The organism is Amycolatopsis deserti (genome assembly GCF_014653945.1).
Classification (GTDB): Bacteria; Actinomycetota; Actinomycetes; order Mycobacteriales; family Pseudonocardiaceae; genus Amycolatopsis_E; species Amycolatopsis_E deserti.
This window is the reverse complement of sequence record NZ_BNAU01000007.1, coordinates 148657-167837: the sequence shown is the minus strand read 5'-3', so window position 1 is coordinate 167837 and position 19181 is coordinate 148657. Positions and strand designations below refer to the sequence as shown.

Genomic DNA, 19181 nt, shown 5'->3' with positions numbered 1-19181 from the left:
GCGGATCTCCCCCGAAAGGGCGGCCTAGCCGCGGCCGGTCACCGGCGCCGGGCCGGCTTCGCGGACGGCGCCGCGAACAGCACGGTCCGCGCGGCGGCCACGTCGAGTTCGCCCGCCACCCGGCTGGTCTCCTCGACCAGCGGGTGGCTGAACAGGACGGGCTCGGCCGTGACCTGGGTACGGGTGTGACGGGTGGTCTGGATCATGGAAGCTCCTTGGCGGGTGGCCGGCGCCATCGGCGCGGCAGCCACGGGTGGAAGAACGACCGGCCGGTGGATCGTCGAACGGCGGCCGGTGGAGTCGGTGTCAGCGGGGGGCGAGCATGAGCATCGCATCAGGTTCGCCGTTCCGGTGCTCCTCGCAACCGGCGTCGACGGCGACCGAACCCGCCCGCTGGTACCCACCCTACGCGAAGTCGCGCGCCGCCGCCCGCGCCACCCGCTCAGGCCACCGAATAGCGGCGCACCCCGTCCTCCACCAGGAGCATCAGCTTGCCCTGGTGCACCAGCAGGTCGAGGTGGGCGGCGGTCTCCAGGACGGCCAGCATCTGGTTGAACACGTCCATCTCGCCCAGCTTGCGCTGCCGCCGCGTCCAGCCCAGCCGCAGCGCCGACTCGTACGCCGTCCCCGCACCGTCCACAATGGTCGTCGCGATGACGTCCAGCCGCTGGGCGTGGTGGTCCAGCAGCTCGTCGACGCGGGCGTGCACGCTGTCGGCCACCGGGCCGTGCGCCGGCAGCATCCGCCGGTCCGGCATGCCGCGCACCAGGCGCAGCGAGTCCAGGAAGTCCCGCAGCGGCATCTCCGCCACCGCGGGCTGGAACCCGATCGACGGTGTGATGTGCGGCAGCACGTGGTCGCCGGTGAACATCAGCCCGGCCGCGCCGTCGTCGAACACGACGTGCCCGGCGGTGTGCCCCGGGGTGTGCACGACGTCCAGCGCGCGGCTCGGCAGCACCGTCCGCCGTCCCGGCGTCAGCCACTCGTCGGGCTGCTCCCAGATCGAGGCCTCCGTGTTGCGGCCGTGGATCTCGAACACCCGCACCAGCTCGTCGGCCACCGGATCGGCGCCGCACGCCCGCAGCGACCGGATCTGGCTGATGAGCGGCACCACGTCCGGATCCGCCGTCATGCGCAACGACGGCTCCTCCTGCGAGCCCAGCGCGATCCGCCCGCCGAACTCGCGCCGCAGCGCGACCGCCTGGGTGTAGTGGTCGCGGTGCACGTGGGTGACCAGGAACTGGCTCACGTCACCGAGTTCGGCGCCCAGCCCCTTCAGCGCCGCGGCCAGCTGCTCGCGCGCCTCCGCGAGCGCCCAGCCGGAGTCGATGAGCACCAGGTCGGAGCCTTCGCTCAGGGCGTAGACGTTGACGGCCCGCAGTCCGTCGTTCGGCAGCGGCAACGGGATCCGGTGCACGCCCGGCGCCACGGCGTACAGGCCGGGCTCGCTCCACTCGGCGCTGCCTTCGGGAATTGGTTCCACGAGATCTCATCGTCCTTTCCGACCCGGGATATTTCACTTTGGAACTTCCCGGGTGGAATGTCCACCTGCCGCGGTTGAGACCCACGTCACGCTGGGCGCAGCGCGGTCTCCACGGTCAGCGCGGCGGCAAGCACCAGGCTCGCCAGCGGGTCTGTGAGCTGGGCGAACACCTCGACGACGTAGCCGCGGCCGGGCTCCTCGGCCGCCCGCGCCACCTCGCCGCCGGAGAAGTCGGTGATGCGGAAGTCGCCGCGGTGCCGGTTCTCCAGCGCGCCGACCGGGTGCCCGTGGGCGGACAGGGCGAACCGGTCCGGCCCGTCCGGGGCGATCTCGCCGATCGGCGTCCCGTCGGCGCGCATCACCAGAAAGCGGGAGTCGTGCACCCGCACTTTCAGCACGACACTTCCGCCGGAGTCGCGCACCGCGAAACAGTTCGGGCGGAACCGCGCGGATCCGGTGATCATCCGCAGCGCTTTCCGGAACGTGCGGTTCTCGGCTTCCGCGACGGTTCCCAGCGGCTGCCCGTACTGGTCCCGCACGCCGGATTCGGCCGCTCCGGCACGGTGGCTGACCACCAGGAAGGGCTCGGTGAACAGGGTGCCACCGCCCGCGTGCCGCGAACCGCTCGTCATGCCGGTCAAGGTTAGCCAGCGGAAATCAAGAACGGGAGACGGCCGGTGAATTACGCGGAAATGTCCGGTTGACCGGATTTCCGATTGTGGCGGCCTTTTCGCCAAGCGCCGCCGGTGCCATTTCCCCGGCCGCGCGGGGCCGGGGCGCGGGTGGCCGGGCGGCCTTGGAGAATCGGGGTGTGAGCGAACACGTCTGGCCACCCGGTGCGGCCACCGCGGTGGGATCGATGCCCGGTACCGACCCGGCCGAGGCGGCCGCGGTCGTCTTCGGCGAGCTGCCCGATTTCCCGCACCTGCCGGAGCTGCCGGCTCGCGGCGTCGGCGCGGACCTGATCGGGCGGACCGCCGCGATGCTGGTCGACCTCGCGATCGAGGTCGTGCCCAGCGGCTACCGGGTCGCCGCGCGGCCGGGGCGGGACCACCGGCGGGCGGTCGACCTGCTGCGCTGGGACCTCGACGCGGTCACCGAGGCGGGTGGCGCCCCGGTGATCAAGACGCAGCTGGCCGGGCCGTGGACGCTGGCGGCCGGCATCGAGCTGCCCCGCGGCCACCGCGTGCTCACCGACCGGGGCGCGGTGCGCGAGTTCACCGAATCGGCGCTGGAGGGGCTGGCCGCGCACGTCGGGGAGCTGAAGGCCCGCACCGGCGCCGAGGTCGTGGTCCAGTTCGACGAGCCGACGCTGCCGGACGTGCTCGCCGGCTCCCTGCCCACGCCGTCGGGCTACGGCACCGTGCCGGCCGTGCCCGAGCCGGAGGCGCGGGAGCTGCTCGGCCGCGTGATCGAACGGGCCGGTGAGCTGACCGGGCAGCCCGTCGTCGTGCACTGCTGCGCCGCGCGGCCGCCGGTCGGCCTGCTGCACGCGGCCGGTGCCGGCGCGCTGGCGATCGACGCGACGCTGCTGGGCGGGGCACCGTCGACCCTGCTCGACGAACTCGGCGAGGCGTGGGACAGCGGGACCGTGTTGTTCCTGGGCCTGGTGCCGGCGCTGGAGCCGGCGCGACGGCCGTCGCTGCGTGAGCTGGCGCAGCCCGCGCTGGCGCTGGCCGACCGGCTCGGGTTCAACCGCTCGACGCTGGCCGACCGGGCCGTGCCGACGCCGACCTGCGGCTTCGCGGGGGCGACCGCCGACTGGACGCGCCGCGCGCTGAAGCTGACCACGGATCTGGGCAAAGCGTTCGTGGAGCCACCGGAAGGCTGGTAGGACTTCGGCGATGCGATGGTTTCGACGGAATCGGCGCGAGGACGACCTGCCGGACCCGCGCACCGCGTGGCCCGAACAGGCGGTGCCGGACGACCCGGTGGCGGCCGCGGAGCGGTTCTGGCGCCGGTGGGCGGAGATGCTGCCGGAGATCAGCGCGGCGCTCGGCGACCGCGAGCCGCAGCGCGTCGAGGGTGAGCTGGCCGCCGCGGTCGCGCAGCTGCACCCGAACCTGCACGTGTCACTTGAACGGGGGCAGCGCGCCATCTACGCCCTCGTGGTGAGCGGTCAGGAGGACCCCGCGCTGCGGCCGTTCACCGACGCGTGGAAGGCCGCGGCGCCGCCCGAGGACGCGATCTGGGAGTACCACGACTCGGTGCCGCCGGTGCCCGATCCGACCGGGGTCACGGTGAACCTCGGGACGCGGTCGGTCGCGCTGGCCGACGTCCGGGTCGCCGCGCTGGTCGACGAGGCCGAAGGGGTGGTCGACGTCGCGGTCCACCACCCGCTGCTGGGTGAACTCGACGCGGCCACCCGCTCGGCGATGACCTTCCTGCCGCTGGACGCCACGCTCGGCGAACGGCTCGCGGCGGAACGGTTACGCAGGGTGGAGGCGGCCGAGACCGAGCCCGCCGGCGCCATCACGCTCCTGGAACTGCGTGACCTGGTCCGCGGTCTGGACGAGGAACGTCCGGAAACTGTCGGGGGTGCTGACTAAGCTGACCGACTGTGAGTGAGACTCCCGCCGCACAGGACGTCACCGAGGTTCCCGCCGAGGTCCGCGAGCGCCACGGCGCGCTCGCGGAAGAGGTGCGCGGGCACCAGTTCCGGTACTACGTGCTGGACTCGCCGGTCATCACCGACGGCGAGTTCGACGAGCTGCTCAAGGAGCTGGAGCGGCTGGAGTCGGAGTACCCGGGCCTGGCCACGCCCGATTCGCCGACGCAGAACGTGGGCGGCACGTTCTCCACCGACTTCGTCGCGGTCGACCACCTCGAACGCATGATGAGCCTGGACAACGTCTTTGACGAGGAGGAGTTGCGGGCGTGGGTGGACCGGGTCGAGCGCGAGGTCGGTGGGTCCACGCAGTACCTGTGCGAGCTGAAGATCGACGGCCTGGCCATCAACCTGCTGTACGAGAAGGGGCGGCTGGTCCGGGGGCTCACGCGGGGCGACGGCCGCACGGGTGAGGACGTCACGCTCAACGTCCGAACGCTGGAGCAGGTGCCGGAGACGCTGACCGGCACCGACGAGTACCCGGTGCCCGACCTCGTCGAGGTGCGCGGCGAGGTGTTCTTCCGGGTCGAGGACTTCGCCGAGCTGAACGCGCGGCTGGTCGAGGCGGGCAAGCCGCCGTTCGCGAACCCGCGCAACACCGCGGCCGGGTCGTTGCGGCAGAAGGATCCGAAGGTCACGCGCAGCCGGAAGCTGCGGCTGATCTGCCACGGCCTCGGCAAGCGCGAGGGGTTCGAGCCGGCCCGGCAGTCGGAGGCCTACGAAGCGCTGGCGGCGTGGGGGCTGCCGGTGTCCGGCCACACCAAGGTGGTCGACAAGGCGTCCGAGCTGCTGGAGCACATCCGGTACTGGGGCGAGCACCGGCACGACGCCGAGCACGAGATCGACGGCATCGTGGTGAAGGTCGACCAGGTGTCGCTGCAGCGGCGGCTGGGGAGCACGTCCCGCGCGCCGCGGTGGGCCATCGCCTACAAGTACCCGCCGGAGGAGGCCACCACCCGGCTGCTCGACATCCAGGTCAACGTCGGCCGCACCGGCCGGGTCACACCGTTCGCGGTGATGGAGCCGGTGAAGGTGGCCGGGTCGACGGTGGCGATGGCGACGCTGCACAACGCGCAGGAGGTCAAGCGCAAGGGCGTGCTGATCGGCGACCGCGTGGTGATCCGCAAGGCGGGTGATGTGATCCCCGAGGTGCTCGGTCCGGTGGTCGACGTGCGCACCGGGGACGAGCGCGAGTTCGTCATGCCCACGTTCTGCCCGGAGTGCGGCACGAAGCTGGCGCACCAGAAGGAGGGCGACGTCGACATCCGGTGCCCGAACGCGCGGTCGTGTCCCGCGCAGTTGCGGGAGCGGCTGTTCCACCTGGCCGGGCGAGGCGCGTTCGACATCGAGATGCTCGGCTACGAGGCGGCGACGGCGCTGCTGGAGTCCGGTGTGGTCGTCGACGAGGGCGACATCTTCGATCTGGACGAGGAGAAGCTGGGGCGGGTCGAGCTGTTCCGCACGAAGGCGGGGGAGCTGTCGGCCAACGGGCGCAAGCTGCTGGCCAACTTGGACAGCGCCAAGGACCGTCCACTGTGGCGAGTGCTGGTGGCGTTGTCGATCCGGCACGTCGGCCCGACGGCGGCGCAGGCGCTGGCGCGGGAGTTCGGCTCACTGGAGGCGATCGAGAACGCCGACGAGGCCGCGATGGCCGATGTGGACGGTGTGGGGCCGACGATCGCGAACGCGCTGCGCGAGTGGTTCGCCGTCGACTGGCACCGCGAGGTGGTGGAGAAGTGGCGCCGCGCCGGGGTCCGGATGGCGGAGGAGCGCGACGAGTCGGTGCCGCGCACGCTGGAGGGCCTGTCGATCGTGGTGACCGGCTCGCTGAACACGTTCTCGCGCGACGAGGCCAAGGAGGCGATCATGTCGCGCGGCGGGAAGGCCGCGGGGTCGGTGTCGAAGAAGACGGCGTTCGTCGTGGTCGGCGACGCGCCGGGCTCCAAGTACGACAAGGCGGTCCAGCTGAAGGTCCCGATCCTGGACGAGGCCGGTTTCCAGGTGCTGCTGGACCGGGGCCCGGAAGCCGCCGCCGAGGTGGCGCTGCCGACGGAGGAGGCGGCCGGTGAGTGAGGCGACTGCGCCGACGGGGAGCCGGCTGGTCGGTGAGGTGACGGTGCGACCGGCGCGGCCGGAGGAGTTCGCCGCGGTCGGCGCGCTGACCGCGTCCGCCTACGTGGCGGACGGCCTGATCACCGCGGACGACGACTACGTCCGCGAACTGTCCGACGCCGCGCACCGGGCCGAGCACGCCGAGCTGCTGGTCGCCACGGACGACAGCGGCCTGCTCGGCTCGGTGACGATCGTCCACCCGGGCACGCACTACGCCGAAATCTCCCGCGAGGGCGAGCTGGAGTTCCGCATGCTGGCCACCGCGCCCGCCGCGAGAGGCCGCGGCGTCGGCGAGGCCCTCACCCGCGCGGTGCTCGACCGGGCCCGCGCCGTGGGCGCCCGCGCGGTGGTGATGTCCAGTTTGGACGCGATGAAGGCGGCCCACCGCCTCTACTCCCGCCTGGGCTTCAGCCGTCTCCCCGAACGGGACTGGGAGCCGTTGCCGGGGCTGTGGCTGCGCGCTTTCCGACTGTCCCTCTGAGGCCGGACGACGGCGGCACCCGGGGTTTTAGTCCCCGGCCGGAGCGGGGTTCGCGGCGGCTGGGACGGTCGCAGCGAACGCCCCAGCTCCTCCTGCCACCGCCGCGGTCCTCGTCTCGATCGCTCGCACCACCGCGGCCATGTCCTCCCCGGCGTGGCCCAGCCGCAGGGTCTCGTCGTACAAGCGGTGGCACACGTCCAGCAGCGGCGACGCCAGCCCGGCCGCGCGGGCGGCCTCCGCGACCAGCTGGTTGTTCTTCAGCACGTCCGCGACGGCCGCCTGCACCTCGAAGTCCCGCGCCACCAGCTTCGCCACCTTCACCCGCGACACGTCGCTCGCCATCGGGCCCGCGTTCAGCACCTCCACGAACCGCGCCAGGTCCAGGCCCTGCCGCTCCGCGAAGTGGGTCGCCTCGGCCAGGCCCGTCACCATCGTGATCAGGTACAGGTTCACCGCGAGCTTCATCAGCAACGCGCCCGGCACCGGCCCGCACTCGACCACCTGACGGCACATCGGCGCCAGCAACGGCCCCACCTGGGCCACCGCGCCCGGCTCGCCCGCCAGCATCGCCACCAGCTGCCCCGCCTCGGCCGGCTTGCGCGACCCCGACACCGGCGCCTCGACGTACCGGCCACCCGCCGCGGCGACCTCGGCCGCCAGCCCGCGTGAATACTCCGGCGACGTCGTCCCCATGTGCACGACGATCCGCCCGCCGACGTTCGCCGCGAACCCGCTCCCGCCACGGTCCAGTGCGGCATCCACCGCGGCACCGTCGGCCAGCATGAGGAACACGACGTCCACCCGGCGGCACACCTCGGCCGCGCTCCCGGCGACCTCCGCCCCCGCCGCCCGCAGCACCTCGGCCTTCGCGGCGGTCCGGTTCCACACCACCAGCGGCGTGCCCGCGCGGACGAGGTTGAGCGCCATCGGCGTGCCCATCACACCGAGCCCCAGGAAACCCAGCTTCATGTGAGCACCCTAGCGCGGGACTATGACAGTTGTCATGACCCGCTCAGGTGCCCGATCAGCTCGATCAGCTGCCGCCGGAAGGCCGCGTCGTCGCCGAGCGCGCCGATCACGGACGCGTCGTCCCGCGCGATCCGCTCCGAGGTGGCGAGGACGTCCTCGCCCGCGGGGGTGAGCCGCGCCAGGGAGCGGCGGCCGTCCAGCGGATCGGGCACGCGGGTGACGTACCCCGACCTGGACAGCCGCTCCAGCGTGCGGCTCATCGTCTGGTCGGTCACCTGGCACCGCCGGGCCAGCACCCGCTGGGACAGCGGCCCGCCGCGCAACGTGTGCAGGGCGATCAGCCCGGCGTGCGACAGACCGAGCGTCTCCAGCCGCGCCGCCCACCGCTGCTCGACGAGCCTCGCCGCCGCCGAGAGCAAGCGCCCGGTGGGCCAGGAGGCGATCCCTTCCTCGCCCGGCGCCGGAGCGCCGCCACCCGGGGGTTGTCCAGAGGCAGGGGCTTCGTTCGCGGGCGGCGGTGTCGCGGCCGTGGACAGCTCGGCAGCCGGCGGCGGAGCACCGTCGCACGGTGTCCGATTTGCCGGGCCTTCCTCGGCGGCCAATCGCGCCTCCCGGTAATGTTCAGCCTGCTGAGCAATTTCCCCGATCCTAGGACTGTATTAGCCCATGAGGACCGCCCGCCTGCTCGTCCCCGCCCTGCTCGTCGTCGCCTGGCTGGTGCTCGGCGGTATCGGCGGCCCCTACGCCGGCAAGCTCAGCGACGTCTCCACCAACGACAACTCCGCCTTCCTCCCGGCCTCCGCCGAATCCACCCGCGCCCTCGCCGAACAGCGCACCTTCTCCACCGACGAAACCCTCCCCGGGATCGTCGTCGCCGAGCGGGCCACGAACATCACGCCCCAGGACACCGCCTTCCTCGCCGACGCGGCCGCCCGCATCCAGGCCATCCCCGGCGTCACCAAAGCCGCGAGCCCGCAACCCGCCCAGGACGGCCAGGCCCTCGAACTCACCGTCTCCGTCCGGGTGGGCGGCGAACCGGGCGAGGTCGTCGAGCGGATCCGCGGAGAACTCGACCACGCGCCCGACGGTCTCACCGTCCTCGTCACCGGTCCGGCCGCCCAGATCGCCGACCTGGTCACCGCGTTCGGCGGCATCGACGGCCTCCTGCTGCTGGTCGCCGGCATCGTCGTGGCGCTGATCCTCGTCGTGGTCTACCGCAGCCCGCTGCTGCCGCTCGTCGTCCTGCTCTCCGCCGTCTTCGCGCTCGGCCTGGCCAGCCTGGTCGTCTACCTCCTCGCCGACCACGACGTCCTCACCGTCAACGGCCAGAGCCAGGGCATCCTGTTCATCCTCGTCTTCGGCGCGGCCACCGACTACGCGCTGCTGCTGGTCTCCCGGTTCCGGGAACAACTCCGCGACACCGGAAACCGCTACGAAGCCGTCAAGCTGGCCTGGCGCGCCACCCTCCCGCCGATCGCCGCCTCCGCCGGGACCGTCGTGCTCGGCGTGCTCTGCCTGCTGTTCTCCGACCTGCAGTCCAACCGCGGCCTCGGCCCGGTCGCCGCGATCGGCATCGCCGCCGCGTTCGCGGCCTCCGTCACCTTCCTGCCCGCCGTGCTCGCGCTGCTCGGCCGCGCCGCGTTCTGGCCGGTCCGCCCGAAGCTCGGCTCCCCGCACCCGGAGTCCAGCGGCATCTGGGGCCGCATCGCCGAGGCCGTCGCGCACAAACCCCGCGCGACCTGGATCGGCACCACCGTCCTGCTCCTCGCGGGTGCGGCGTTCGTGCCGCAGCTCAAGGCCGGCGGCGTCGCCCAGTCCGACCTCTTCCTCACCCCGGTCGACTCGGTCGCCGGCCAGGAGGTCCTGATCGAGCACTTCCCCGGCGGCTCCGGCTCACCGACCACGATCATCGCCAACGCCGGCCAGGCCGAAGCCGTCGCGCGGGCCGCGCGGGTGGACGGCGTCGCGCAGGTCGCCGCGGCTCCCACCGTCGTCAACGGCCGCGTCCAGGTCATCGCGATCCTCACCGACGCCGCCGACTCCGAGGCCGCGCTCGACACCGTCGGCCGCATCCGCCAGGCCGTGCACGCCGTGCCCGGCGCGGACGCGCTCGTCGGCGGCACCACCGCGACCCAGCTGGACACGCAGGAGACCTCGGAACGGGACCGCGCCGTGATCATCCCGATCGTCCTGGTGGTGATCTTCGCGGTGCTCGCGCTCCTGCTGCGGGCCCTGCTCGCGCCGTTGCTGCTGATCGCGACCGTCGTGCTGTCCTTCGCCGCCACCATGGGCGTGTCCGCGCTGGTGTTCAACCACCTGCTGGACTTCCCGGGCGCGGACCCGGCGGTGCCGCTGTTCGGGTTCGTCTTCCTGGTGGCGCTCGGGATCGACTACAACATCTTCCTGATGACCCGGGTCCGCGAGGAAGCGCTCGGGACGAACACCCGCGACGGCACGCTGCGCGGGCTCACGCTCACCGGCGGCGTCATCACCTCGGCCGGGGTGGTGCTCGCGGCGACCTTCGCGGCGCTCGCGGTGATCCCGATCCTGTTCCTGGCCCAGATCGCGTTCATCGTCGGCTTCGGCGTGCTGCTGGACACCCTGATCGTGCGGTCGCTGCTGGTGCCGGCCCTGACGCTGGACGTCGGGCGGCGGATCTGGTGGCCCTCGAGGGTGCCGTGAGACTCAGCCGTCGAGCACGACGGCGACGATCCCGGCCAGGTGCGCCAGGCGCGCGACCTCGGCCGCCCGGAACATCGGGCCGCCGGGGCGGCCGACGAGCAGCGCCTTGTCCGGCTTGCCGAGCGGCGTCGCGGCCAGCTCGGTGCCCAGCTCCTGCCAGGTCTCCGGGACCCACGAGTCCTCGGAGTCCAGGATCGTGGCGCGCTCCAGCGGCAGCCACGGCAGGTCGGTGATCGGCGCCTCGGGCGACGCGCTCGAGGAGGCCAGGCGGTAGATACCCGCGTCGCTGACCGACACCACGATCGCCCAGCCCGCGCGGATGATCCGCGGCACGCCTTCGACCAGCACGGACAGCCCGGACGCGGGCTGCGCGGCGATCTCCTCGACCAGCTCCAGCTCGCGGTGGGTGTCCAGCACGCCGGCGTACGGCCGCACCGCGTCGACCTCGACGCCCTCCACGCTCTCGGCCGCGGTGATCACCGCGTCCGGCAGCCGTCCGGAGGGCAGTTCGACGACCATGTCGTCGATCGCGACGCCACCGCCGCGCTCGACGACGTCCACCGAGAGGATGTCCGCCCCGATCATGCCGAGAGCCGTCGCGACCGCTCCGAGGGTTCCTGGCGTGTCCGGGAGCTGCACCCGGATCAGGAAGGACAACGTGAACCCCTCTCGGGTCCGGCGCTCCCGCCTCGCCGGGGAGCGCAACCGGCCGCTGATTGTGACAGACGAAGGCCGTCACGGGGAGCCATCGTCTGCCTACCGAGACCGGATCGCGCGCCCGCCGTGAACAACCCGGTCGAGGTCGCGGGGCCCGCCGCCATAGACTTGTGACTCACCGAAACACCGATCCGCACACCCCGGGAGTCACCCGCGTGCCCAACATTTCCCGCGACGAGGTCGCGCACCTGGCCAAGCTCGCCAGGCTCGCGGTCACCGACGACGAGCTGAACGTTTTCGCAGGTCAGCTCGACCACATCCTGGACGCGGTGGCCAAGGTCAGCGAGGTCGCCGCCGACGACGTGCCGCCGACCTCGCACGCCGTGCCGCTCACGAACGTCTTCCGCGAGGACGTGGCCCGGCCCGGACTGACCCAGCAGCAGGCCCTGGCCGGTGCGCCGGCCGCCGAGGAGGGCCGCTTCCGGGTGCCGCGGATCCTGGGGGAGGAACAGTGACCGACCTAACACGGCTGTCGGCCGCCGAGCTGGCCGAGAAGATCCACGCGCGCGAGGTGTCCTCGGAGGAGGTCACGCGGGCGCACCTGGACCGCATCGGCGAGGTCGACGACCACGTCCACGCGTTCCTCAACGTCGACGCCGAGGGCGCCCTCGCGGCGGCCCGCGAGGTCGACTCCGCCCTGGCCGGCGGCCAGGCCCCGGCCTCGCCGATCGCCGGTGTCCCGCTCGCCCTCAAGGACGTGCTGACCACCGTGGGCCTGCCCACCACCTGCGGTTCGAAGACGCTGGAGAACTGGATCCCGCCGTACGACTCGACGGTCACGCGCAAGCTGCGCGAGGCGGGCGTGCCGATCCTGGGCAAGACCAACATGGACGAGTTCGCGATGGGCTCCTCCACCGAGAACTCGGCGTTCGGCCCGACGCACAACCCGTGGGACCACGCCCGCATCCCGGGCGGCTCCGGCGGTGGCTCCGCCGCGTCGCTGGCCGCGTTCGAGGCGCCGCTGGCGATCGGCACCGACACCGGCGGCTCGATCCGCCAGCCGGGCGCGGTCACCGGCACGGTCGGCGTGAAGCCGACCTACGGCGGCGTGTCCCGGTACGGGCTGGTGGCGTTCTCGTCCTCGCTCGACCAGGCCGGGCCGTGCGCGCGCACCGTGCTGGACGCGGCGCTGCTGCACGAAGTCATCGCCGGGCACGACCCGCTCGACTCGACCTCGATCGACGCGCCGGTGCCGCCGGTCGTCGCCGCCGCCCGCGAGGGCCTGCGCGGTGACCTCAAGGGCGTCAAGGTCGGCGTGGTCAAGGAGTTCAGCGGAGAGGGCTACCAGGCCGGCGTGCAGCGCTCGTTCGAGGGCGCCGTCGAGCAGCTCAAGGCGCTCGGCGCCGAGGTCGTCGAGGTGTCCTGCCCGAACTTCGTCTACGCGCTGCCGGCGTACTACCTGATCGCGCCGAGCGAGGCGTCGTCGAACCTGGCCCGGTTCGACGCCATGCGCTACGGCCTGCGGGTGTCCGACGACGGTTCGCACAGCGCCGAAGAGGTCATGTCGCTCACCCGCGAGGCCGGGTTCGGCCCCGAGGTCAAGCGCCGCATCATGCTCGGCACCTACGCGCTGTCCTCCGGCTACTACGACGCCTACTACGGCTCGGCGCAGAAGGTGCGGACGCTGATCACGCGCGACTTCGACGCGGCGTTCGAGAAGGTGGACGTGCTGGTCTCGCCGACCACCCCGACCACCGCGTTCAAGATCGGCGAGCGGGTCGACGACCCGATGGCCATGTACCTCGCCGACCTGTGCACCATCCCGGCGAACCTGGCCGGCAACGCCGCCATGAGCGTGCCGAGTGGACTGTCCGACGAGGACGGTCTGCCGGTCGGCCTGCAGATCATGGCCCCGGCGCTGGCCGATGACCGGCTCTACCGGGTCGGCGCCGCCTACGAGGTCGCGCGCGGCTCGATCATCGACCGGGTTCCGGAGCTGAAGGGAGTCTCGGCGTGACCGCCGTTGCCGAAGTGATGGACTACGCCGAGGTCGTCGAGCGGTTCGACCCGGTGCTCGGGCTCGAGGTCCACGTCGAGCTGAACACCAAGACGAAGATGTTCTGCGGCTGCGCCAACGAGTTTGGCGGCGAGCCCAACACCCACGTGTGCCCGACCTGCCTGGGCCTGCCCGGTGCGCTGCCGGTGCTCAACGGCAAGGGCGTCGAGGGCGCGATCCGCATCGGGCTGGCGCTCAACTGCGAGATCGCCGAGTGGTGCCGGTTCGCCCGGAAGAACTACTTCTACCCGGACATGCCGAAGAACTTCCAGACCTCGCAGTACGACGAGCCGATCGCGTTCAACGGCTACCTGGACGTGACGCTGGACGACGGCGAGGTCGTGCGCGTGGAGATCGAGCGCGCGCACATGGAGGAGGACACCGGCAAGTCGCTGCACGTCGGCGGCGCGACGGGTCGCATTCACGGCGCGGAGCACTCGCTGCTCGACTACAACCGCGCCGGCGTGCCGCTGATCGAGATCGTCACCAAGCCGATCGTCGGCATGGGCTCGCGGGCGCCGGAGGTGGCGCGGGCGTACGTGACCGCGCTGCGCGATCTGCTGCGTGCGCTGGACGTGTCCGACGTGCGCATGGACCAGGGCTCGCTGCGCTGCGACGCGAACGTGTCGCTGATGCCCAAGGGCACGACCGAGTTCGGCACCCGCACCGAGACCAAGAACGTCAACTCCTTCCGCAGCGTCGAGCGCGCCGTGCGGTACGAGATGACGCGTCAGGCCGCCGTGCTGGTCGCGGGCGGCAAGGTCACCCAGGAGACCCGGCACTTCCAGGAGTCCGACGGCACCACCTCGCCGGGCCGCACCAAGGAGACCGCCGAGGACTACCGGTACTTCCCGGAGCCCGACCTGGTGCCGATCGCGCCGTCGCGCGAGTGGGTCGAAGAGTTGCGCGGGACGCTGCCGGAGATGCCGGCCGCGCGCCGCAAGCGGATCCAGACCGAGTGGAACCTGTCCGCCGAGGAGCTGCGCGACCTGTTCAACTCGGGCGCGGTCGACCTGGTCGAGGCGACGGTCGCCGAGGGCGCCAAGCCGAACGAGGCGCGCAGCTGGTGGGTCAACTTCCTGGCGCAGGAGGCCAATGCCCGCGAGGTGGAGATCGCCGCGCTGCCGATCACCCCGGCGCAGGTCGCCCGGGTGGCCGCGCTGGTCGACTCCGGCGAGCTGACCAACAAGCTCGCGCGTGAGGTCGTCAAGGGCGTGCTGGCCGGCGAGGGCGAGCCGGACGAGGTCGTGGAGAAGCGGGGCCTGAAGGTCGTGTCGGACGACTCGGCGCTGCTCGCCGCGGTCGACGAGGCGCTGGCTGCGCAGCCGGACATCGCGGACAAGATCCGCGGCGGCAAGGTGCAGGCCGCGGGCGCGATCGTCGGCGCGGTCATGAAGGCGACCAAGGGCCAGGCCGACGCCAAGCGCGTCCGCGAACTCATCATCGAGCGGGTCGGCGCCTGAGGATGCCGTCGAAGGTGTCCGCGGAACCGGAGCGGTTCTCGCTCGCTCGCGTCAGCTCGCGCGAGTGGACGGGCCTGGGGGCGGGCGTGGTGGCCACGCTCGCCCTGTTCCTGCCGTGGACGAACCTGTCGGCGACGAACCAGGTCGTCGACGAAGCCCTGCGTGAGCTGCCTTCGTCGGACGTCGCGCGCGACGCCTGGACCACCGGGTTCCTGGCGTGGTGCGGGCCGTTGCTGCTGCTGGTCGCCGGTCTGGCGGTGGTGGCGTTCGGGCAGTTCCGGAAGGTGCGGGTGGCGGGCCTGCCGCACCTGTGGCTGATCTTCGCCGGGGTGGCGCTGCTGCTGATGGTCCTCGGCTGGTTCGCGATGGGCTGGCAGTTCGACTCCGACACCCGCGGCCTGCTCGAGGACGGCGGGATCGGTCTGTACGCCGGGATCGGCCGGTACCTGGGGATGCTCGGCGCGCTGGCTTCCACGGCCGCGGCCGTGCTGGACGTGCGTGCGCTGCGGCGTCGCTGACTGGGGGAGCCATGGCGTTCGACGCCGATGTGGCCGTGGTCGGGCTCGGCACGATGGGCTCGATGACCGCGTGGCAGCTCGCCCGCGCCGGGGCGGACGTCCTCGGGTTCGAGCAGTTCGGCATCGGGCACGACCGGTCCGCCGCCGGTGGCGAGTCGCGGATCTTCCGCACCGCCTACCAGGAGGGCCCCGAATACGTGCCGCTGCTACGCGAGGCGCAGCGGCTGTGGCGGGAGCTGGAGGCGGAGTCCGGCTGGCGGCTGCTGACCACGACGGGCGGGCTGACCATCGGCACCGAGGGCACCGAGGCGATGACCAACGTGCTCGCCTCGATCGACCGCTTCGGCCTGCCCGCGGAGGTGCTCGACGCTGAGGCGATGGCGTGGCGGTATCCGCAGCACCGGCTGGCGGACGGCGAGATGGCGGTGCTCGACCACACGGCTGGCGTGCTGCGGCCGGAGTTCGCGGTGATCGCGGCGGTGACGCGGGCGGCCGCGCTGGGCGCCCGGGTGCACAGCGGCGCGGCCGTGACCGCGATCGAACCGTTCGACGACCACGTGGTGATCGTGGCCGGCGAGCGCCGGTTCACCGTGCGGCAGGCGGTGGTGGCTGGTGGGCCGTGGACCGGGAGGCTGGTCCCGGCGCTCGCGGACGCGGTGCGCGTGCGGCGGATCGTGATGACGTGGTTCGCGACCACCGACCCGGCGCGGTACGGCCCGGAGCGGTTCCCGGTCTTCATCCGGCAGAGCGGGGAGCGGCACTTCTTCGGGATCCCCACCTTCGACGGCGGATCGGTGAAGGTGGCGCTGGTCGCGGAAGATCCGGTGGATGATCCGGACGCGCTGGACCGGGACGTGCGGCCGTCGGCGCTGTCGGCGATCAGCTCGCTGGTGGGGGAGTGCCTGCCGGAGCTGCATCCCCATCCGCATCGGGTATCCGTGCACATGGACGGGTACACCGCCGACGGGAATCCGCTGGTGGGGAACGTGCCCGCGGTGCCGAACCTGGTGGTGCTCGGCGGGTTTTCCGGGCACGGGTTCAAGATGGCGCCGGCGATCGGGCGGGTGGCTGCGGAATCAGTGCTGCACGGCAGCAGCTCGTTGCCCGCGGGTTTCCTGAATCCGGACCGGTTCTAGTCCTTGCCGGTGCCGCCGCTCGGGGTGGCCTGCAGTGAGATCAGCACGACCCGGTCATCGCTCGAAATGGGCTGGCCGCCGTCCTTGTTGACGGTTCCCACGAGCGCGAACTGGCTGTCGATCTGGTCCAGGCCGCCGTACCGGCCGTAGGCGGTGCCGTTCTTGCCGTCCATCAGCGCCTTCGGCTTGCCGCCCACCGAACCGTCCAGCGTGATGGGCAGTTCCTGCAGGTTGGCGCCCACCGACGTGGCGATGACGACCGCCGTGCCGCTGTCCGCGCAGCCCGCCAGCGCCGGCTTCTCCGGCCAGGTCCAGGTCGGTACCGCGAGCGACGCGCCCGGCACGATCGGGTACAGCGCGTCCGCCGAGGTGCCCCGGTCGGTGATCCACATCCGCGAACCGTCCGTCGCCTTGCAGAGGCCTCCGGGGGAGTGCACGCCGCTCGCGTACACCCGCGAACCCGGCGTCGGGTTGCCCTGGGCCGCGTTGCCCGCCGTGTCGATGCGCAGCACCTTCCCGGCGAGCGAGTTCGGGTCGGCCGCCGCCGACGGGTTGCCCGCGTCGCCCGTCGCGACCAGCAGGGCGCCCTTGCCGTCGGCCATGATCGCGCCCCGGTTGCCGGTCGCGCCCTTCGGGATGCCCGTCAGCACCGCCTTCGGCTGCTGGCCGCGCGTGAAGCGCACGACGCGGTTGTCGGTGGCCGTGGTGAGGTACGCGAAAACCAGCTGGTCCTCGGCGAACGTCGGGGACAGCGCGAGCCCGGTCAGGCCGCCGTCGCCGGTCGCCTGCACGTCCAGCCGGATGACCTCGGCCGGCGCGTTGCCGCTGGAAACCTGCAGCACGCGGCCCGTCTTGCGCTCGGCGGCCAGCGCGCCCGGCGCGGCGCCGGTGTTCGGCAGCGCCGCGAGCGCGGACACCGTGTCCAGGCAGGTCGCGATCACCGACTGGTCGTAGTCCGTGCAGCCTTGCGGCGGCGGGATCGACGTCCGCGGCGAGCTGGGCCGCGACTCGTCGTCACCGCCGTCGACCTCGGGCAGCTCGGGCTGCGGGCCGGCCGGGGCGGTCAGTTCCGGGGCCGGTTCGAACGTCTGGTGCGCGGCCCGGTCGTCGAACCGGGCGCAGCCGGTCAGCAGCAGCCCGCAGGCCGCCACCAGCCACCACCGCGACTTCCGGTTCCCGACACGCACGCCTCCCAGCCTAGGTGCCGGTGGGTGAACGACGGGTAAGTACCGTGGCGATCATGCCCGTGACCGTTCTGGTTCCCGACGAAGACGGCCTGCGCGCGCTCGGCGAGCTGGCCGGGGTGCGGCCCGTCCGCTACACCTGGCGCGAGCCGCTGCCGCCCGAAGCCGCCGACGCCGAGGTCCTCGTCCCCGGCGCCCACCGGCCCGAGGAACGCGACGCCGTGCTCGGCGCGCTGCCGAACCTGAAGCTGATCCAGCTGCTGTCGGCGGGCGCGGAGAACTGGATCGGCACCGTGCCGGACGGTGTGCTGCTGTCCACCTGCCGCGGCGCGCACGGCGGCAGCACGGCCGAATGGGTCGTCGCGGTGCTGTTGTCGATCTACCGCGAGCTGCCCGGGTTCGCCGCCGACCAGGCCGCGCACCGCTGGAACCTGCACGCCACCGACACCCTGCAGGACAAGCGGGTGCTCGTCGTCGGGGCCGGTGACCTGGGGCGGCAGCTCCAGCGGCGGCTGCATGCCTTCGACGCGCGGGTCACGATGGTCGGCGTCAGCGGTCGGGAGGGCGTGCACCCGGTGGACGAGCTGCCCGGGCTGCTGGGCGCGCACGACGTCGTCGCGCTGATGGTGCCGCTCACCTCGCGCACCCGGGGGATGGTGGACGCGAAGTTCCTCGCCGCGATGCCGGACGGCGCGATCCTGGTCAACGCCGCCCGCGGACCGGTGGTCGACACCGACGCGCTGCTCGCCGAGCTGACGGCGGGACGGCTGCGCGCCGCCCTGGACGTCACCGACCCCGAGCCGCTGCCCGCGGACCATCCACTGTGGACGGCGCCGAACGTGGTGCTGACGCCGCACGTGGCCGGCTCGGTGACCGGCAGCAAGCGGCGCTCATACGCGGTGGTGGCGGCGGAAATAGCGCGCTACGCCGGCGGCGAGCTGCCGAACAACCTCGTGCACGGGGAGTACTGAGGCCGATGATCCTCCGTCACGTGACGATCGACTGCGCCGAGCCGTACGAGCTGGCGCGGTTCTGGAGCGAGGTGACCGGGTGGCCGGTGTCCGGCGAGGACTCGCCGGGCGACCCCGAGGTGCTGGTCGAGGCGCCCGCGCCGGTGCCCGGGCTGCTGTTCATCCGGGTGCCGGAGGGCAAGGCGGTGAAGAACCGCCTCGACCTCGACTGGATGCCGGACGAGCGGACGCGCGACGAGGAGGTGGCGCGTGTAGTCGCCCTCGGCGCGACGGTGCACGAGGACCATCGCAGGGCCGACGGGCTCGGGTGGGTCACGCTGCTCGACCCGGAGGGCAACGAGTTCTGCATCGAACGCAGCGCGGGCGAGCGCCGGGCCACCTGACACGGCGCCGCGGGGTCTCAGCCGCGCTGTCAGCGTGGAGGCGGTCCGGTGTCAGGACGGCGGGCGAATCTGGTCCCACCAAGCCGGACCGACACAGGAGCCCCCGATGCAGAAGTTCGCCACCACCGCCCCGATCACCGCCGAGGCCGTGCGCGGCACGCTCGTGCTGCGCACCGAGGCCGGCGACACTCGGTCGGCGCCCAGCTGACCATCCACGCTCCGGGCGCTCCAGTGCGGGGAGGGTTGGGCGGTGATGTCGCCGTGAGCCGAGGGTCAACGGGCAGGTGTGGGCGGGCAGCGTCATCAAGACCTCTCGACCGCCAGGGACCTGAACACGTTCATCCGCGCGCTGCTGGGCGGCGAGCTCCCGCCGGCCCCGCTGCTGGCCGAGATGCTCACGCCGCACGGCGAGCTCGGCCTCGGTCTGGGCCTGTGGGTGCAGGACCTCGGCCCGACTGGGCGTGGCCCGTTCGCGTTG

At 72.6% G+C, this 19181-nt stretch carries 19 protein-coding genes; 12 read left to right on the top strand and 7 right to left on the bottom strand.

Annotation, left to right across the window (positions count from 1 at the left end; genetic code table 11):
* Nucleotides 1–38: 38 nt before the first annotated feature.
* From IE290_RS27475 to IE290_RS27465, 3 genes are all read right to left on the bottom strand, one after another.
* Nucleotides 39–206 (bottom strand): hypothetical protein, encoded by a 168-nt coding sequence (locus IE290_RS27475; protein WP_191247924.1) that lies wholly within the window; start codon nt 204–206, stop codon nt 39–41.
* Between the two features lie 236 nt (nt 207–442).
* Entirely contained in the window at nt 443–1483 is a 1041-nt protein-coding gene (locus IE290_RS27470) for an MBL fold metallo-hydrolase (protein ID WP_191247600.1), read from the bottom strand.
* Between the two features lie 86 nt (nt 1484–1569).
* Nucleotides 1570–2115: a hypothetical protein gene (locus IE290_RS27465; protein WP_191247599.1), complete on the bottom strand. Its 546-nt coding sequence runs from the start codon at nt 2113–2115 to the stop codon at nt 1570–1572.
* 179 nt (nt 2116–2294) lie between these two features.
* Between IE290_RS27465 and IE290_RS27460 the strand changes: the two genes are divergently transcribed.
* Genes IE290_RS27460 through IE290_RS27445 form a run of 4 tightly spaced genes read left to right on the top strand, consistent with a single transcriptional unit; the run spans nt 2295 to nt 6684 of the window.
* Nucleotides 2295–3317 carry a uroporphyrinogen decarboxylase/cobalamine-independent methonine synthase family protein gene (locus IE290_RS27460; protein WP_191247598.1) on the top strand — a complete coding sequence of 341 codons (1023 nt, stop codon included), beginning with the start codon at nt 2295–2297 and terminating at the stop codon, nt 3315–3317.
* Between the two features lie 10 nt (nt 3318–3327).
* Nucleotides 3328–4032, top strand: coding sequence for a hypothetical protein (locus tag IE290_RS27455; protein ID WP_191247597.1), 705 nt, complete (start codon nt 3328–3330; stop codon nt 4030–4032).
* 11 nt (nt 4033–4043) lie between these two features.
* Nucleotides 4044–6164, top strand: a complete 2121-nt coding sequence (gene ligA, locus IE290_RS27450) for an NAD-dependent DNA ligase LigA (RefSeq protein WP_191247596.1) — start codon at nt 4044–4046, stop codon at nt 6162–6164.
* Nucleotides 6157–6684, top strand: a complete 528-nt coding sequence (locus tag IE290_RS27445; protein WP_229874732.1) for a GNAT family N-acetyltransferase — start codon at nt 6157–6159, stop codon at nt 6682–6684. The genes ligA and IE290_RS27445 overlap by 8 nt, the downstream gene beginning before the upstream one ends.
* A 27-nt stretch (nt 6685–6711) precedes the next feature.
* Here the strand turns inward: IE290_RS27445 and IE290_RS27440 are convergent, their stop codons facing one another.
* Together IE290_RS27440 and IE290_RS27435 are read right to left on the bottom strand one after the other, a co-directional pair.
* Nucleotides 6712–7653 (bottom strand): NAD(P)-dependent oxidoreductase, encoded by a 942-nt coding sequence (locus tag IE290_RS27440; RefSeq protein ID WP_191247595.1) that lies wholly within the window; start codon nt 7651–7653, stop codon nt 6712–6714.
* A 32-nt stretch (nt 7654–7685) separates the two neighbouring features.
* Nucleotides 7686–8096, bottom strand: a complete 411-nt coding sequence (locus IE290_RS27435; RefSeq protein ID WP_191247885.1) for a MarR family winged helix-turn-helix transcriptional regulator — start codon at nt 8094–8096, stop codon at nt 7686–7688.
* 223 nt (nt 8097–8319) lie between these two features.
* Here IE290_RS27435 and IE290_RS27430 point away from each other — a divergent pair, with 223 nt between their 5' ends.
* Nucleotides 8320–10335 (top strand): MMPL family transporter, encoded by a 2016-nt coding sequence (locus tag IE290_RS27430; protein ID WP_191247594.1) that lies wholly within the window; start codon nt 8320–8322, stop codon nt 10333–10335.
* Between the two features lie 3 nt (nt 10336–10338).
* Here IE290_RS27430 and IE290_RS27425 read toward each other — a convergent pair whose 3' ends face one another.
* The gene (locus IE290_RS27425; RefSeq protein ID WP_191247593.1) at nt 10339–10992 is read right to left on the bottom strand and encodes an ACT domain-containing protein; all 654 of its coding nucleotides are present in this window, start codon (nt 10990–10992) and stop codon (nt 10339–10341) included.
* A 215-nt stretch (nt 10993–11207) separates the two neighbouring features.
* Here IE290_RS27425 and gatC point away from each other — a divergent pair, with 215 nt between their 5' ends.
* Genes gatC through solA form a run of 5 tightly spaced genes read left to right on the top strand, consistent with a single transcriptional unit; the run spans nt 11208 to nt 16165 of the window.
* The gene (gene gatC / locus IE290_RS27420) at nt 11208–11507 is read left to right on the top strand and encodes an Asp-tRNA(Asn)/Glu-tRNA(Gln) amidotransferase subunit GatC (RefSeq protein WP_191247592.1); all 300 of its coding nucleotides are present in this window, start codon (nt 11208–11210) and stop codon (nt 11505–11507) included.
* Complete coding sequence (gene gatA, locus IE290_RS27415; RefSeq protein WP_191247591.1) at nt 11504–13009, top strand: Asp-tRNA(Asn)/Glu-tRNA(Gln) amidotransferase subunit GatA; 1506 nt, start codon at nt 11504–11506, stop codon at nt 13007–13009. Before gatC ends, gatA begins: the two co-directional genes overlap by 4 nt.
* Nucleotides 13006–14511: an Asp-tRNA(Asn)/Glu-tRNA(Gln) amidotransferase subunit GatB gene (gene gatB, locus IE290_RS27410; RefSeq protein ID WP_191247590.1), complete on the top strand. Its 1506-nt coding sequence runs from the start codon at nt 13006–13008 to the stop codon at nt 14509–14511. Before gatA ends, gatB begins: the two co-directional genes overlap by 4 nt.
* Before the next feature lie 2 nt (nt 14512–14513).
* The gene (locus IE290_RS27405; protein WP_191247589.1) at nt 14514–15029 is read left to right on the top strand and encodes a hypothetical protein; all 516 of its coding nucleotides are present in this window, start codon (nt 14514–14516) and stop codon (nt 15027–15029) included.
* Nucleotides 15030–15040: 11 nt separating this feature from the next.
* Nucleotides 15041–16165 (top strand): N-methyl-L-tryptophan oxidase, encoded by a 1125-nt coding sequence (solA, locus tag IE290_RS27400; protein ID WP_191247588.1) that lies wholly within the window; start codon nt 15041–15043, stop codon nt 16163–16165.
* On the opposite strand, the gene IE290_RS27395 is transcribed toward solA, so the two are convergent.
* Nucleotides 16162–17352 (bottom strand): PQQ-dependent sugar dehydrogenase, encoded by a 1191-nt coding sequence (locus tag IE290_RS27395; RefSeq protein WP_191247587.1) that lies wholly within the window; start codon nt 17350–17352, stop codon nt 16162–16164. The genes solA and IE290_RS27395 overlap by 4 nt on opposite strands.
* A gap of 53 nt (nt 17353–17405) precedes the next feature.
* Between IE290_RS27395 and IE290_RS27390 the strand changes: the two genes are divergently transcribed.
* On the top strand, nt 17406–18320 hold the full coding sequence (locus IE290_RS27390; RefSeq protein WP_191247586.1) for a 2-hydroxyacid dehydrogenase: 915 nt from the start codon (nt 17406–17408) through the stop codon (nt 18318–18320).
* Between the two features lie 5 nt (nt 18321–18325).
* The gene (locus IE290_RS27385; RefSeq protein ID WP_191247585.1) at nt 18326–18703 is read left to right on the top strand and encodes a VOC family protein; all 378 of its coding nucleotides are present in this window, start codon (nt 18326–18328) and stop codon (nt 18701–18703) included.
* Nucleotides 18704–19181 lie beyond the last annotated feature (478 nt).